Here is a 13019-nt window from a genome sequence, read left to right on the forward strand (position 1 = left end):
TGGTCTATTGTGACTCACCTCTGGTCAGTCGGCACGTGCGCTAGGTTGAGCCGCCTCTATCCCGTCTGGTTACGCCGGAGAAGTCTTCGGGCATGAATGAACTACTGATCGGATACGCTCGCGTCTCCACATATGAACAAGATCTGACCGCCCAACGAATCGCCCTCGAACGCCTGGGGGTGGACCCCGCCTACATCTTCACCGACCATGGGCTCACCGGCACCAACCGGTCACGACCCGGCCTTCGAGAAGCACTGGCTGCCTGCCGAAACGGCGACACGCTCGTGGTCGCAAAGCTGGATCGGCTGGCTCGTTCGCTTCGCGACGCCAAAGACATCGTCGACGAACTGACGGCCAAGCACGTCAAACTCAGCATCGGCGGCTCGGTGCACGATCCACTCGATCCGGTGGGCAGACTGCTCTTCAACGTCCTCGCGATGGTCGCCGAATTCGAGTCCGATCTGATCCGAGCTCGAACCCGCGAGGGCATGCAGGTGGCAAAGGCCAAGGGGCGGCTTCGCGGGAAGCAGCCGAAACTGTCCCTGCCTCAGCAACGTCACATGATGGAGCTGCACAGCGCTGGCACTCACTCAACGACCGAGCTCGCCGAACTGTTCAACGTCGCCCGCTCCACGATCTACAGGACCATCGAGCGACAGAACCGCACTGCAAGCAGCGGCCAGGACCTAGCCGGGTGACGCTACGACCGGGGTCGCGCATGCGGATCGTTCTGCGCGATTCAGCTTCGTCGGTCAGAATCTCCCTATGAACGTCGCACTCGTCGAGCTTGGCATCCCGTACACGGGCTGGCCTGTGCGATCGGATGGCAACTACGAGTTCGGCCTGACCTTTCTTAGCTCGCAGCTAATCGACCGGATCTCGGAGTGGGCGCGCGGCTTCAGTCGCGGCTTCAATGAGGAAGCCGGCTGGTCATCGGAAGCCTTACGCGAGGAGCACCTCGCCGAGGGGCTCAGGCTTCGAGACGTCCTCCAAGAGGCCCTAGGCGAGTCCTACCGCGTCGAACTCAACGACCTCGGATCGGGAAGAGTTCAAGTCTGAGCTGTTGAGGATCGCCAACCGGGCGTGGGCGGAGGTGCTGTAGCCCAGCAGATTAGCGGGAGACTCTTCTACAGGACTCCCGCACCGATTACGAGCGCCAGATAGGCCAGCCCGGTGATCAGAATGGAGACGCCAACCCCTATGCCGAGCACTGGCCACGGGCTTCGCCCACGCGCGAGTGCCCGGGCGAACGCGGACACGGATGTGATGGCCCATACCGCAATCAGCAGCGGCTGAATTCCGTTCACAGCTGCGTCGGTCACTGCAAAATTGCAGGGCCGATCTGTCCCGCATCCTGCCACCATGAGGCCATTCAGCTGAATGAACGTCCACGCGACTGCGGATCCAACAAGATGAAGAACGACGCCCGGCAGCGCTCCGAGCGCATATCCGAAGCGCGACAATGAGCCGCTGACGGGCGTTGCCCGTTCAGTGTGGGGTGAACCGTCGGTCTGGACGTCGGCGTCATCGACCATTCCACGAAGCTACCTGAACGAAGAGCACAGTGCTCTCGGGAGGAGGCGGCAGCGCTGCCCCGACTCACAAGGAATGCGTCAACGGCGACAGTGGTGTGCCCTACAGCGACGGAGTGATCGCAACCTGAACCGACGCCCGTAGAGGCGTTCGCTCGATGAGTTCGGCAAGCTCCGGGGTCACGTACAGCACGTAGAACCACGCGGTATCGGAAGGTCTCCTCCGCCTGAGGAGATGACCGGCGACGGCGTTGCGTCTACCGCGCGGCCAAGCTCGAGGAAGCGTTTCACTCCGGCGTCGCGCAATGAGATGCGATCCTGTCCACCTGCCTTGGACTCGAACAACCGCCCCATCGGGAATGTCGGGTGATGAGCTCTCAGCCACCACGCGCACATGGCCGCGGGCGCTCCAACCCTGGAGATCGGGCTCCCACGGGTGCAGCGGAATCAAGGTAACCGCGTCCGATATTCCTTGCCCCTCGATTCTTCCGAACGCCACAACATCCATGCCCTCGCGCAGCGTCAGGTCAACGAGGGAATAGTCCCGAGCATCGGCAGTCATTCATGCAGTCTGACGATCGCGCAGCTGAATCGGTAGCAGCGCAGCCTTCTCGCAAGCGGATCCCTCAGCGGTCTTAGAAGAGCAGGGTTCGCCTGTGTTGCGAGATGTCCCCAACGACGGCGGGGTCTCGGTGGTCTGGGAGGCTACGCGAACATCTGGCGCAGAACGTCGAGGTCGCCGGCGTCGAGCGCCTGCGCGATCACCTCGGCGTGGGCCGGGTTCGGGAACAGGCTGGACAGGTCGTCGGCGAAGATCGTGCGCATGGCGTCGAGGTCGTCCGCGTGGGCCGCAGCGCTCATCGCCTCGACCGCGAGCTGGTACGGAATCTGCTGGTACCCGCCAGGCGCGTCGTCGGGGTTGAAGTACGGAATCCACGGGATGGAGCCGTCAGGGTGGAGTAGCAGCACCTCGCCGGGCTGGATCGTCCGCGTGTGGTTGAGGGTCGCGATCGTGAGTGCGTTCGCGATGCAGAACCGATCACCGATCGCGTACAGCGCGTCACCGGGCGCGACGGTGTAGGTCACGATCCGGCCGTCGTCGTCCAGGCCCGCGGTGCCCGCGGCAAGGTCCCGTCCGCCCCGGTCTACCAGGTCCCCGCTCAGGCTCGCGCTCATTCCGCCGAGGTTGAGCCAGGCCGGGTCCTCGCACCCGGCAGGGCTGCCCTTTGGGATTGCGGTGCCGTTCCCGACGTAGACGTAGCCGTCGCCAAGCTCATCGATCATCTTCTTGCCGATCGGGTCGTCCTCCGCGGACGCTGGCTCGACGGTCGGCTCCTCGGTCGGCTGGAAGATCGCCCAGGACGACATCTCAGAGTACGCGCCCGATACAGTCGGCACAGCGAGCGCGACGAGGCCGCCGACCACGAGCACGGCGACGCCCGTGGTGATCTTGGCGGCGAGGTTCATGTGACAAACCTAATGGGACTCGATGCCCCTAGGCCATGGTCGCGGCGCGGATCAGACGGGCCTCCGCGCGCCGAGCGCGAGAATGAGGCCGGGAGTCGCAGAGCATCTCCGCGATGTATCCATGAGTGGAAGCCAGCGCGCTGCTTTGCGCCTCAGCGACAGGGCGGCGCAGAGTGGGCAGGAAGCGAAAAGCCCCGGCCACCGTCGTACGCCACGTCAATCTCGTCGCCACGCATCACCGCCCTATACGTTCCGTTTGAAAACGGCGTGCCGAAGTCGTCTGCCCGGTATTGATGAATGCTGAGGACGTGAAGACCATCCTGTACCCCCACAAAGCCAGAGCCGTTCGACTCCTCTACAGCGATGTACCCACTTGAGTAGCCGTCGACGAGGATCGGCGTGACCTTCGTCTCAGTCAGTGGGAGCAGGATCATGGCGAGTACAAGAATCGCTGTGGCGGTGATCCCCAAAGGGATCGCCACGACCAGCCAACAGCGCTTCGCCGAGACAGTCAGCACGAATACGGTGAACGCGACCAGACCGGTTACGCCGGCGACGTAGCCGATCTGAAACCCGCTGGCGCTTCCAATCAGCAAAGTCGATGACCACGGTCCCAGGATCAGGTAGGCGGCAACGGCGCCGGCACAGACCAGGAGAACAACCCCCGAGATAAGGGCCGCGTATGTCCGCGGAACGCGTTTGCGGCGGTAAGTGTCCTCCACGACTGAATCGTCCACGACCGGGCTCATCCTCCTAGTGTCGCGACTTCGCTGTGAGGACTCCGAACAACAAGGCCAAACCTGCGACTTCGCGCTGACGGATCCGCATGCGCGACAAGAGCGGTTGATTGTCGACCGGCTGCGGTGGGCTGTCGGAGCAGCCTGAAACACTGTTCCGGTGCAAGCGTCGCAACCGCCCGTCGTTCGGATCTCCACGGGAGATCCTGACGCTGCGCGAGCCGACGCGTGGCCAGCCAGCATTCCGGCCGTGCGCCAACTCTTGGACGACGGCCTCCGACTTCACCCCGGCATTACCTTCCTTGTCGGTGAGAACGGATCGGGCAAGTCCACGATCCTCGAGGGCATCGCTCTCGCATACGGCATGTCCCCGGAGGGCGGTTCAACTTCCGCCCAACACGCAACGCGACCGACTGAATCGCCCCTCTCGCAATGGTTGGACCTCCAGCGGGGAGTCGGCGCGAGCAGGTGGGGCTTCTTTCTGCGCGCGGAGACCATGCACTCGTTTTACACGTACCTCGAGGCAAACCCCTCCACGGGAGGCGAGCCGAAGTTCCATGAGATGAGCCATGGCGAATCCTTCTTGGCCATCCTCGACACGCGATTCGACGCCCCCGCCTTCTACTGCCTCGACGAGCCCGAGGCGGCGCTATCGTTCACGTCCACCCTCAGCCTCATATCGACTTTGCAGCAGATCGCTGACTACGGAGGTCAAATCCTCTGCGCCACGCACTCTCCGGTTCTTGCCGCCATGCCTGGAGCCCGCATCATCGAAGTCGGACCGTGGGAGATGCGACCGTCCAACTGGGACGATCTGGTTCTTGTCCGGCAGTGGAAGTCCTACCTGCAATCGCCCGAACGGTATCTCAGACATTTGCTCGATCCGTAGCGAACACGATGCCATCTGAGACAGGAACCGTCGCCGCTTCAAGTTCATGACGGCAGCTGATCGCCGGCCTCTCGCGCGTGCAGCAGTACTGTTGCCGTGGCGCGCTTGCGTTGCTCGTTCCATCGCTCCGTCGCCAATCGACTGGGGCCGAAGTAGTTGACCAACTCGGTGCCCACCAACTGCGCACAAGCAATCTGCATGTGCGCCGCGTCAATGGCCAGTGCTCTAGGCAGTGCAATCATTCCGGTCTCCTCCGGCATGAACATATGAACGCCTGGAGCCTGACCATGCGCGACCGCGGACAGCTGTGAGTATCTTGCTTTAGCGTCACTCCCAGGTGCAGCGTCCTCGATCACAGCTCGAGCTAGGGAAGTGGGCGACGCCCCCGATTCGAGCGTGATTCCCCGTTCTTCAAGGATCGACCTCGCGCCGAGGCGGTATTCGTCCACGTTGACGGTGTCGCCGTATCGGTATGCAAAGGTCTGGCCCTTGTTGAACTTTGTCTCCTCGAGGATCGTCGCGACGTATCGGGAGAGCAGCTGCGCCGCGTCCCTTGTTCCCACTAGATAGTGAGCACCTCCGAGGGACTCCAGCGCTCCGCGGGTAAGGGTCCAATTGGCCACCGTGGTTCGTCGGGATCTGATTCCCTGCACGAAAGCGCGCATGTGGTCTGTGGCGGCTAGGCACATCGTCCTAATGGACTTGTGTGCGCTCTCAAGATGAGTGCTGCCTTCCGCGTTCTCGGGATTTCCTGTCCAGGCAATGTCAATCGCAGCGCGCGAGTCATTCCGCAAGCCGACCGTCGCGACACTCGACGTCAACTCCTCGAGGGCGACGGCGACGCTAAGCACCGACGCACTGACCATCCGGATGTCGGCATCGTTGAGTGATCTCACTTGCCACGAAAGGTCCACTGTCACCCCAGTGATCGTACAGAGGCGATGCCGGCGGATCGCCTCGTCGGCGCCTTCCCATTTGAGCCCTCATTACGGTCGGTCGGCGCGACGCCGAGGTCTCGGGCTCAGACGTCGATAGCGTTCGAGGGCGCCGGAGTGGCAAATGTCCGTAAGACCTGCCCGCACAGGTCTTCGCGGTCAGGTGCGTCATACGGGCCCAAGCACGGCGCTCGAAACTGATGCCGACAGCCGCGCGCCGACACGCGCGCTGCTACGCGACGCACTCCCGGCCTGCGCAGCTACGCAAAGCCAACATCGGCGACCCGAGGAAGGGAACAGCAACAGCAATGCACGTAGGCACCATGCCTGGTGGTGACACAGCTACGCATGTATTCTGTCCACATGCGAGGCGGACTGCGAACCTGGAAACGAGGCGCCGAGGGCCGCGGCATCCGCAACGCCATCTCCTACGCCTTCGATGGAACCTGCGACGCCCACCGCACTTCGCTCGATGGAGCGACCGCTGCGCTGAGCTACAGCGGGGGCCAGGCAGTCCGCCGGTACACGGTCGTTCACGGTGCGATCGCTCGCGACACCCTCGACACCGGTCAGCTTCGCCATTGGATCCAGGGTGAGAATCCGCAGACGGGGACGCAGCGCGGCAAGCCGCACTGCACCGACAACGCCGCTCTGCTTCTCGACGGCACGATCAACTTCCCGAAGTCGTACAGTGTGGCGGCTCTGCTCGACCCTGCTGTTGCCCGGGAGTTCGAAGCACTGCAAGACCGGATTCGGGACCGCACCATTCTGCTGTGGCAACGCGAACTTAACGCGCGCCGAGGTCCCGCTGGATGCATCCGAGAAGACATCGCCCGCCTCGAGGTCGTGGAGCTGCAGCACCGCCGTTCGCGTGCACTCGACCCGCACATCCACCGGCATCTGTGGCTGAACATGAAGGTGCAGGGTGTCGACGGCAAGTGGTCGAGCCTCGACTCGCGCGTGGCGATGAAGTTCCACACCGTGGTCAACGCGGAGGGCGAGCTCGCCGCGCGCACCGACCCGCGGTGGATCACGGCACTCGCAGCCCATGGGTACACGCTCGACGACGATGGCGAGATCGCGCAGCTCGCGCATGTAGTGCGTCCGCTGTCGCGCCGCTCCAACAAGATCGAGCTCAACCGTTCTCGCCTCATCGAGGCCTGGCGGAGCGAGCACCCGGGTCGAGAGCCCGGCGCCGATGACCTGCATCACATCGATACCCTCGCGTGGGCGCAGGGACGACCCGGCAAGCCCGCCCACCTCGACGAAGCGGAGTGGGAGGAGCGGGTGCGCACCGAACTCGCTGCCATCGACCCCCTCTTGCTGTGGGATCGCAGTCCGGCGCACCTCGAGCCCACCTCGATCGCCGACCTCGACCGTGACCTGCTCGCGCAGATGGCACTCGTGGATGCCGACGCTCGATCAGTCTCGAGTGGCGGCCGATTCTCGCCCTGGGACGTCCGCGCCGGAGCGATCCGAGCCGTTGCGCGAAGCGGAGCGACCGCCGATCGTGCAACCCTCGACGAACTGATCGACGACGTGGTCGCACGGGCCGTCGTCGACACCACGGACCTCGTGCCAGACGACACCACCAAGCCGCTCCACATCAAGGCGCTCATGGGCTCGGAGACGGTCCTTCTGAAGCTCCGCGTCGGCAATCGCTTCGCCGCCCTCGCAGCGCCAGGCGCACTTCCGTATCAGGAGCAGATGCGCGAGCTCGCGGCTAGGCATGCGGGGGAGCAGGGCGGACTCGACGATGCGCAACTGGCCGCGGCATCCGCCATCGCCGGATCGAGTCGTCTCGTCTCGATCACCGGTCCCGCCGGGTCGGGAAAGACGACACTCCTCCGTGTCGCACGCGACGCCCTGCGCCTGCAGCGCCGGACTTTGGTTCTGGTGGCGCCCACGAAGAAGGCGGCGGTCGTCGCCGAACGCGAGGTGGGGGTCACGGCATCGAGCCTGCATGCGCTCCTCGCGGACTACGGATGGCGCTGGGAGGACGACGCGGCAGGCGGACAGCGGTGGTCGCGCCTGGGCATCGGGAAGATCGACGAGGCGACCGGCCAGCGTTACTTCGGTCCTCAGCGCTTCGTCCTTCGCCGGGGTGATCGGATCGTCGTCGACGAGGCAGGGATGGTCGATCTGCGTAGCGCGGATGCTCTCGCAAGCGTGCTCGAGGAGACCGGCGCAGGGATCGCGATGATCGGCGACCCACTGCAGGCTGCGCCCGTCGGCCATGTCGGCGCGATGGCGCTGCTCACACGCAGCGCCGACAACGTCGTCGAACTCCGGGCCGTGCATCGCTTCGCAGATTCGCAATACGGCGAGCTCACCTTGCGGTTGCGGAACGTCTCGAGCGCAGTCGCAGCAACGGCGATTGCAGCGGAGCTCGACACCGGCGGTCACATCAGTCGGGTGTCCAGCACGGATGCCGCGCACGACGCAATGGTCGACGCATGGTTCGCGCGGGTCCGTTGCGGCGAGCGGTTGGCGCTCGTCGTCGCAACCAACGACGACGCAGACGCCATCAGCGAGGCGATCCAGCAACGCCGGCTCGACGCCGGCGAACTGACGGCGGACGCCGTCGCACTCGGTCGCGGTGGGCAACGGATGCTCGTCGGCGACGTCATCCAGACGCGGCGCAACGATCGCGCCGCCGACGTGCAGAATCGCGCGACATGGATCATCACCAGCATCGACGACGATCGACTCTCGCTCGCCAACCTCGCCGATTCGACGGAGCAACGTACGATCCGCGCCGAGTACGCGGCCGAGAGCGCACACCTCGCCTACGCGTCGACCGTGCACGGCATCCAGGGCGAGACGGTGGACACGTCGATCGTCGGACCCGGCGTCGATGCCGCCGGTCTCTACGTCGGACTAACCCGCGGGCGAGGGTGGAACGAGGCGATCGTGGTTGCAGGGTCGGCGGATGCTGCCCGTGCAGAGCTGGCCGACGCGATGCGGCGAGGAGTGCCCGAGCCGACGATCGAGGACTCTCGGCGCGCCGCGCAGATCGACCTCAGCCGGGCTGCGCGGCGTGTAGTGGCTCCGGCAGCGATGGATCCGGTGGTGCGGCCAGCGGCGAGCCGGGGAGGGCCCGGAATGTAGGAGCTCCCTCACACTCGAATCCAGCAATGCGGAAAATAGACATAAGAGGCACATTTCTATGTGCTGGCCCCCGCTGTAGTTCCACGTTGCTTATGGTGCTTCGCGCCGCCCGGCCCGCCGGGCGAACCGGTCGAGGGCGGCGAGCACTTCGTCGCTCCGCCAGAACGGTCCGAGCTTGTGTTCTGCTTTTGATTTCAGGATGCCGACATCGACGAGTGCGGTGAGAGGCGGATAGACGTTCGGCTGCTGGACGCCGAGTTCGGCAGCGGCGGCGGCTGAGGTGAGTACCGGTCGTCGGAGGAGGATGTCCAGGAGCTTCCACGCATTGCTTGAGCGGCGGACCGCGAGGCGGTTGTTCCAGCCCGCGCGGATCTCGTCGAGCTCGGCTACCAGCGTCCGTGTGTTGCCCACGGCGCGCAGTGCGGCATCCGCAAATGACGTGACGATCGGGGAGACATCACCTTCTCGATACGCCGTGAGCGCGCGATGGTAGCCCTCGACGTCGGCGAGGAGCCCCGCTGAAACGGGCACAGCGACGTTCCGCGTCACGCCGCGGAATCTCAGCAGCGCTTGCGCGAATGCCCGTCCGGTGCGGCCGTTGCCGTCGGAGAACGGGTGGATCGTCTCGAACTGAGCATGAGTGACCGCCACTGAAACGAGCGGCGCGACATCCAACCGTCGTGCAAAGTCGGTGACGTCGTCGAGTAGTCCCTCGATGCGCGAATGATGCGGCGCGACGAACTCGGCGTCGACCGGTGAGTCGCTGCGCGTACCGATCCACACCGCCTCGTCGCGCCAGCGCCCGGGAGTGTGCCGGGATTGCCCCGCCATCAGCACCTCGTGCATGCGGGCGATCGAATCAGGTGTCACGTCGTCTGCGAGACCGATCGCCGCCGTCATCGCGCGGGTATTAGCCGTAACCAGCTCCGCATTGCGGCTCGTCTTCGCACCGAGCTCGGCGCTGAAGATCGCACGGGCGGACGCCGTGATGTTCTCGATCTGCGACGACGATGCCGCCTCGGACCGCAACAGAACCGGTGCGAACGACGCCACGCGTCCGCCGAGCTCCGCGTCCAGTCGACTCAGCTCGCGCGAGGCCACATCCGCCAAGGACGCGGCCGTAGGCGAAGTGTCGGGGCTGAGCTCCGCGATCATCGCGGGGATCGCCGAACGGTATCGGGCGCCGTAGTCGTCAAGACCAGCACCTGCCCACGCCGTGTTGGGGAACCAGGTCTGGTCTTCCCACTTGAGCGCGGGCCACGTCGTGGCGGGACCTGGCGAAGTCATAATTCCGCGGCCTCTCATTATGAGTAACATGGTTAATCATAATGTTATCGTGCCACTTATGGGTAGCGACTTCCGGTCGTTTGCGCCAGTACGGCTTCGCTATTACGTCGAAGCGAGCACGTCATCCGTTCGCGTGCACGCGCGGCTCTCCATCCATGCGAGCACTTCGGCGCGCTTGTAGAGGATCGTCTTCGCCGACAGTCGGTAGAACGTCGGGCCGTCGCCGCGGTACCGCATCTGTGCGATCGCGGCTCTCGTCATGCGCATGAGGGTCGCGGCCTGGGGGAGAGTGAGCCATTCGTCATCGGTATCCATTCCCGACCTCCTTGCGTCACTGTGTCACCGATACGCACAGACTAAGGCGCTTGCGTAGTCATGTCAATGGCACGCACTCTGTGGCATGATGTGCGCATGGAAGATAGTGTCTTCACGCCCTCGGGAACGAGCATCATCGTCCCTCCAGGAATCCCCCTCCGTCCGGTCGTTCGCGGGCGGACGTTCGCAAGGACGAACGACATCGGCGCCCTCGAGGACGAGCAAGTCGTGCGCGTGACGTTCCGTCTCGAATACTCGGAGAACACGGGATGCTTCGAAGTCGCAGCATTCGGAATCGATCGAGCGGAATCGCCAGTCGAAGTCTCCGGGGCCTTTCTGCGCACAGTTCGGGTTCACGCGATAGCAAGGATCGGAATCCTCGCGGCCATCCCATCGTGGGCGCTTGAGCTCGCGCAGCTACGCAACCTGCATGCGCGCGGCGGGCTCCGCAGCTTTGCGGAGTATGACCCGTCGGATGAGGAAGCACTGCTCCTGACGGGCCTGCTCTACCGGATCGCCGAGATCTCCGGTGAGAACCCCGCCCAAGCAGTCGCTGAGTCGATCGGACTCAAACAGCGCACGGCAACGAACTGGATCCAGCGCGCGCGAACCGCCGGATACCTGACCAGCACCGATCACGGAAAGGCAGCGCGCCGCGTCGCGAAGGCGATCGAACCCTTCTGGAGTGCCTACATCAGGGAGTCGGGAGCAGAGTTCAGGGCGCGCCACAACCTCACGGAGGAGAGCCTGCGCGCGCTCATCGAGCGCGAGAATGCAGCGGTCGACGAGGCAATCGCGAGGGAGAAGATTCGTGGGGACCATTGAGGCGTACGAGACCGCGCGAGGCAAGCGATATCGCGTCCGCTACCGGACGCCCGATCACCGGCAGACCGACAAACGAGGCTTTCGCACGAAGCGCGAGGCCGACCTCTTTCTCGCCACTGTCGAAGTGTCCAAGGCGACAGGGGAGTACATCGAGCCCGCCCGGGCCCGCACCACCATCGCCGAGCTCGGTCCCGGATGGCTCGAGGCCAAGCGCTCACGGCTGAAGCCGTCGAGTTATCGCGCGATCGATGACGCGTGGCGCGTTTATGTCGTTCCTCGGTGGGGCACGACGCCCGTGTCGGCCATTTCCCATAGCGACGTGCGCACTTGGGTGTCTCAGCTGGCGGCCGGCACCGCCAAATCCAACCGGCGGGACCACATCCGCACGCGCGGGCAGGCCGCGCGCCCGAAGAGCGCGACGGTCGTCATCCGCGCTCACGGGGTGCTCGCATCCGTGCTCGACATCGCGGTCAAAGACCGCCGCATCCCGCACAACCCCGCTCGCGGCGTTGACAACCTTCCCCGTAAGCATCGCAAGGCGCACCGGTACCTCAGCCACGAGCAGATCGAACGTCTCGCAACGGCATCGGGCGAGTACTCGACCCTCGTGTACCTCGCCTCATACACGGGACTGCGCTGGGGAGAGCTGACTGCCCTGCGGGTGCGTGATGTGGATGCGCTGCGACGGCGGCTCGCCGTGAATGAGAACGCTGTCCGTGTCGGTGCGGAAATCCACGTCGGATCGCCAAAGACGCACGAGCTGCGTTCCGTCCCGTACCCGGAGTTCCTTGAGCTGCCGATCGCAAAAATGTGCGAGGGCAAGGCGCGCGACGGCCTGCTCTTCGGCGACGGCGTCGACTACCTCGGTCGTCCGCGCTCGTCGGGCGCATCGCGGTCGTGGTTCATGACCGCGCTCGACGCGGCGGGACTCGAGCGGATGACCGTGCACGATCTCCGCCACACCGCCGCGTCACTCGCGATCAGCTCGGGGGCCAACGTCAAGGCAGTGCAACGGATGCTGGGGCATGCGTCTGCGGCGATGACCCTCGATGTGTACGCCGATCTGTTCGACGACGACCTCGACACTGTCTCCGTTTCGCTGAATGAAGCCCGGAGAGCTGCGATCGCCCGCTGAGCAATGGGAGGGCAAGACGATCGGTCTCCCCGTCAGAGCTTTCGGAGGCGCTCCGGGTCAGGCGCCTCCACGGGGTCCCACCCGCGTCGCGGGGTGCGCGCGCCGCGACCGTCGTCACGTGACCGGTACACGATGTAGGGGCGGAAGAGATAGCCGATCGGCGCGGAGAACACGTGCACCAGGCGGGTGAACGGCCACAGCGCGATCAGCGCGAAAGCCGTGAGCACGTGCAGCTGGAACAGGAGCGGAACTTCCGTCATGAGCTCCGGCTGGGGCTGGAAGAACAGGATGCTGCGGATCCACGGAGAGATCGTCTCGCGGTAATGGAAGCCGCCGCCGAACACCTGGTAGACGACGGTCGCGAGCGTGCCGAACCCGAGCGTGGCTGCGAGGAAGACGTACATGACCTTGTCCATGACCGTCGTGGCCAGGAAGACGGGTCCGACGGTGCGGCGCCGGTAGATCAGGATGGCGAGACCGGCGAGCGTGAGCACGGCGGCAAGCGTTCCCAGGGTCGTGGCGCCGAAGTGGTAGATCTCCTCGGAGACACCGATCGCGTAGAGCCACTCCCGGGGCACGAGCAGACCCACCACGTGTCCTGCGATCACCATCAGGATGCCGAGATGGAACATCGGGGATCCCCACCGCAGGAGGCGGTTCTCATACGTCTGGCTCGAACGGGTGGTCCAGCCGAACTTGTCATACCGATAGCGCCAGACGTGACCGACGATGAAGACGGCGATCGCCGCATACGGCACGGCCACCCACAGGATGAACGACATCGTG

13 protein-coding genes are annotated in these 13019 nt (G+C 64.8%); 6 read left to right on the forward strand and 7 right to left on the reverse strand.

What is annotated here, in order from left to right:
• Positions 1 to 92 precede the first annotated feature (92 nt).
• Entirely contained in the window at positions 93 to 698 is a 606-nt protein-coding gene (locus ABD655_RS04870; protein ID WP_344712044.1) for a recombinase family protein, read from the forward strand.
• 67 nt (positions 699 to 765) lie between these two features.
• On the forward strand, positions 766 to 1059 hold the full coding sequence (locus tag ABD655_RS04875) for a hypothetical protein (protein WP_344712046.1): 294 nt from the start codon (positions 766 to 768) through the stop codon (positions 1057 to 1059).
• 68 nt (positions 1060 to 1127) lie between these two features.
• On the opposite strand, the gene ABD655_RS04880 is transcribed toward ABD655_RS04875, so the two are convergent.
• From ABD655_RS04880 to ABD655_RS04890, 3 genes are all read right to left on the reverse strand, one after another.
• Positions 1128 to 1535, reverse strand: coding sequence for a hypothetical protein (locus ABD655_RS04880; RefSeq protein WP_344712048.1), 408 nt, complete (start codon positions 1533 to 1535; stop codon positions 1128 to 1130).
• Positions 1536 to 2237: 702 nt separating this feature from the next.
• A complete protein-coding gene (locus ABD655_RS04885; RefSeq protein WP_344712050.1) occupies positions 2238 to 2999 on the reverse strand; it encodes a LysM domain-containing protein in 762 nt (253 codons plus the stop codon).
• Between the two features lie 152 nt (positions 3000 to 3151).
• On the reverse strand, positions 3152 to 3748 hold the full coding sequence (locus tag ABD655_RS04890) for a hypothetical protein (RefSeq protein WP_344712052.1): 597 nt from the start codon (positions 3746 to 3748) through the stop codon (positions 3152 to 3154).
• A gap of 238 nt (positions 3749 to 3986) precedes the next feature.
• On the opposite strand from ABD655_RS04890, the gene ABD655_RS04895 reads away from it, so the two are divergent.
• Positions 3987 to 4625: an AAA family ATPase gene (locus tag ABD655_RS04895; RefSeq protein WP_344712054.1), complete on the forward strand. Its 639-nt coding sequence runs from the start codon at positions 3987 to 3989 to the stop codon at positions 4623 to 4625.
• Between the two features lie 44 nt (positions 4626 to 4669).
• Here ABD655_RS04895 and ABD655_RS04900 read toward each other — a convergent pair whose 3' ends face one another.
• Positions 4670 to 5545: a hypothetical protein gene (locus tag ABD655_RS04900; protein ID WP_344712056.1), complete on the reverse strand. Its 876-nt coding sequence runs from the start codon at positions 5543 to 5545 to the stop codon at positions 4670 to 4672.
• 378 nt (positions 5546 to 5923) lie between these two features.
• Between ABD655_RS04900 and ABD655_RS04905 the strand changes: the two genes are divergently transcribed.
• The gene (locus ABD655_RS04905; RefSeq protein ID WP_344712057.1) at positions 5924 to 8671 is read left to right on the forward strand and encodes an AAA family ATPase; all 2748 of its coding nucleotides are present in this window, start codon (positions 5924 to 5926) and stop codon (positions 8669 to 8671) included.
• A 90-nt stretch (positions 8672 to 8761) separates the two neighbouring features.
• Here ABD655_RS04905 and ABD655_RS04910 read toward each other — a convergent pair whose 3' ends face one another.
• Positions 8762 to 9958: a Fic family protein gene (locus ABD655_RS04910; RefSeq protein ID WP_344712059.1), complete on the reverse strand. Its 1197-nt coding sequence runs from the start codon at positions 9956 to 9958 to the stop codon at positions 8762 to 8764.
• A gap of 102 nt (positions 9959 to 10060) precedes the next feature.
• Entirely contained in the window at positions 10061 to 10273 is a 213-nt protein-coding gene (locus ABD655_RS04915; RefSeq protein WP_344712061.1) for a helix-turn-helix transcriptional regulator, read from the reverse strand.
• Positions 10274 to 10369: 96 nt separating this feature from the next.
• On the opposite strand from ABD655_RS04915, the gene ABD655_RS04920 reads away from it, so the two are divergent.
• Both ABD655_RS04920 and ABD655_RS04925 read left to right on the forward strand, forming a co-directional pair.
• Complete coding sequence (locus ABD655_RS04920) at positions 10370 to 11098, forward strand: hypothetical protein (RefSeq protein WP_344712063.1); 729 nt, start codon at positions 10370 to 10372, stop codon at positions 11096 to 11098.
• Positions 11085 to 12233, forward strand: coding sequence for a tyrosine-type recombinase/integrase (locus ABD655_RS04925; protein WP_344712065.1), 1149 nt, complete (start codon positions 11085 to 11087; stop codon positions 12231 to 12233). Before ABD655_RS04920 ends, ABD655_RS04925 begins: the two co-directional genes overlap by 14 nt.
• Positions 12234 to 12265: 32 nt before the next feature.
• Here the strand turns inward: ABD655_RS04925 and narI are convergent, their stop codons facing one another.
• Positions 12266 to 13015 carry a respiratory nitrate reductase subunit gamma gene (narI, locus tag ABD655_RS04930; protein WP_344715682.1) on the reverse strand — a complete coding sequence of 250 codons (750 nt, stop codon included), beginning with the start codon at positions 13013 to 13015 and terminating at the stop codon, positions 12266 to 12268.
• Positions 13016 to 13019: the final 4 nt, after the last annotated feature.

The sequence above is a fragment of the Microbacterium terregens genome (genome assembly GCF_039534975.1).
Classification (GTDB): domain Bacteria; phylum Actinomycetota; class Actinomycetes; order Actinomycetales; family Microbacteriaceae; genus Microbacterium; species Microbacterium terregens.

Bases quoted from the DNA above. Each gene is read 5' to 3' on its own strand.
- ABD655_RS04870 (WP_344712044.1), top strand. From the start codon at position 93: ATGAATGAACTACTGATCGGATACGCTCGCGTCTCCACATATGAACAA.
- ABD655_RS04875 (WP_344712046.1), top strand. From the start codon at position 766: ATGAACGTCGCACTCGTCGAGCTTGGCATCCCGTACACGGGCTGGCCT.
- ABD655_RS04880 (WP_344712048.1), bottom strand. From the start codon at position 1,535: ATGGTCGATGACGCCGACGTCCAGACCGACGGTTCACCCCACACTGAA.
- ABD655_RS04885 (WP_344712050.1), bottom strand. From the start codon at position 2,999: ATGAACCTCGCCGCCAAGATCACCACGGGCGTCGCCGTGCTCGTGGTC.
- ABD655_RS04890 (WP_344712052.1), bottom strand. From the start codon at position 3,748: ATGAGCCCGGTCGTGGACGATTCAGTCGTGGAGGACACTTACCGCCGC.
- ABD655_RS04905 (WP_344712057.1), top strand. From the start codon at position 5,924: ATGCGAGGCGGACTGCGAACCTGGAAACGAGGCGCCGAGGGCCGCGGC.
- ABD655_RS04910 (WP_344712059.1), bottom strand. From the start codon at position 9,958: ATGACTTCGCCAGGTCCCGCCACGACGTGGCCCGCGCTCAAGTGGGAA.
- ABD655_RS04915 (WP_344712061.1), bottom strand. From the start codon at position 10,273: ATGGATACCGATGACGAATGGCTCACTCTCCCCCAGGCCGCGACCCTC.
- ABD655_RS04920 (WP_344712063.1), top strand. From the start codon at position 10,370: ATGGAAGATAGTGTCTTCACGCCCTCGGGAACGAGCATCATCGTCCCT.
- narI (WP_344715682.1), bottom strand. From the start codon at position 13,015: ATGTCGTTCATCCTGTGGGTGGCCGTGCCGTATGCGGCGATCGCCGTC.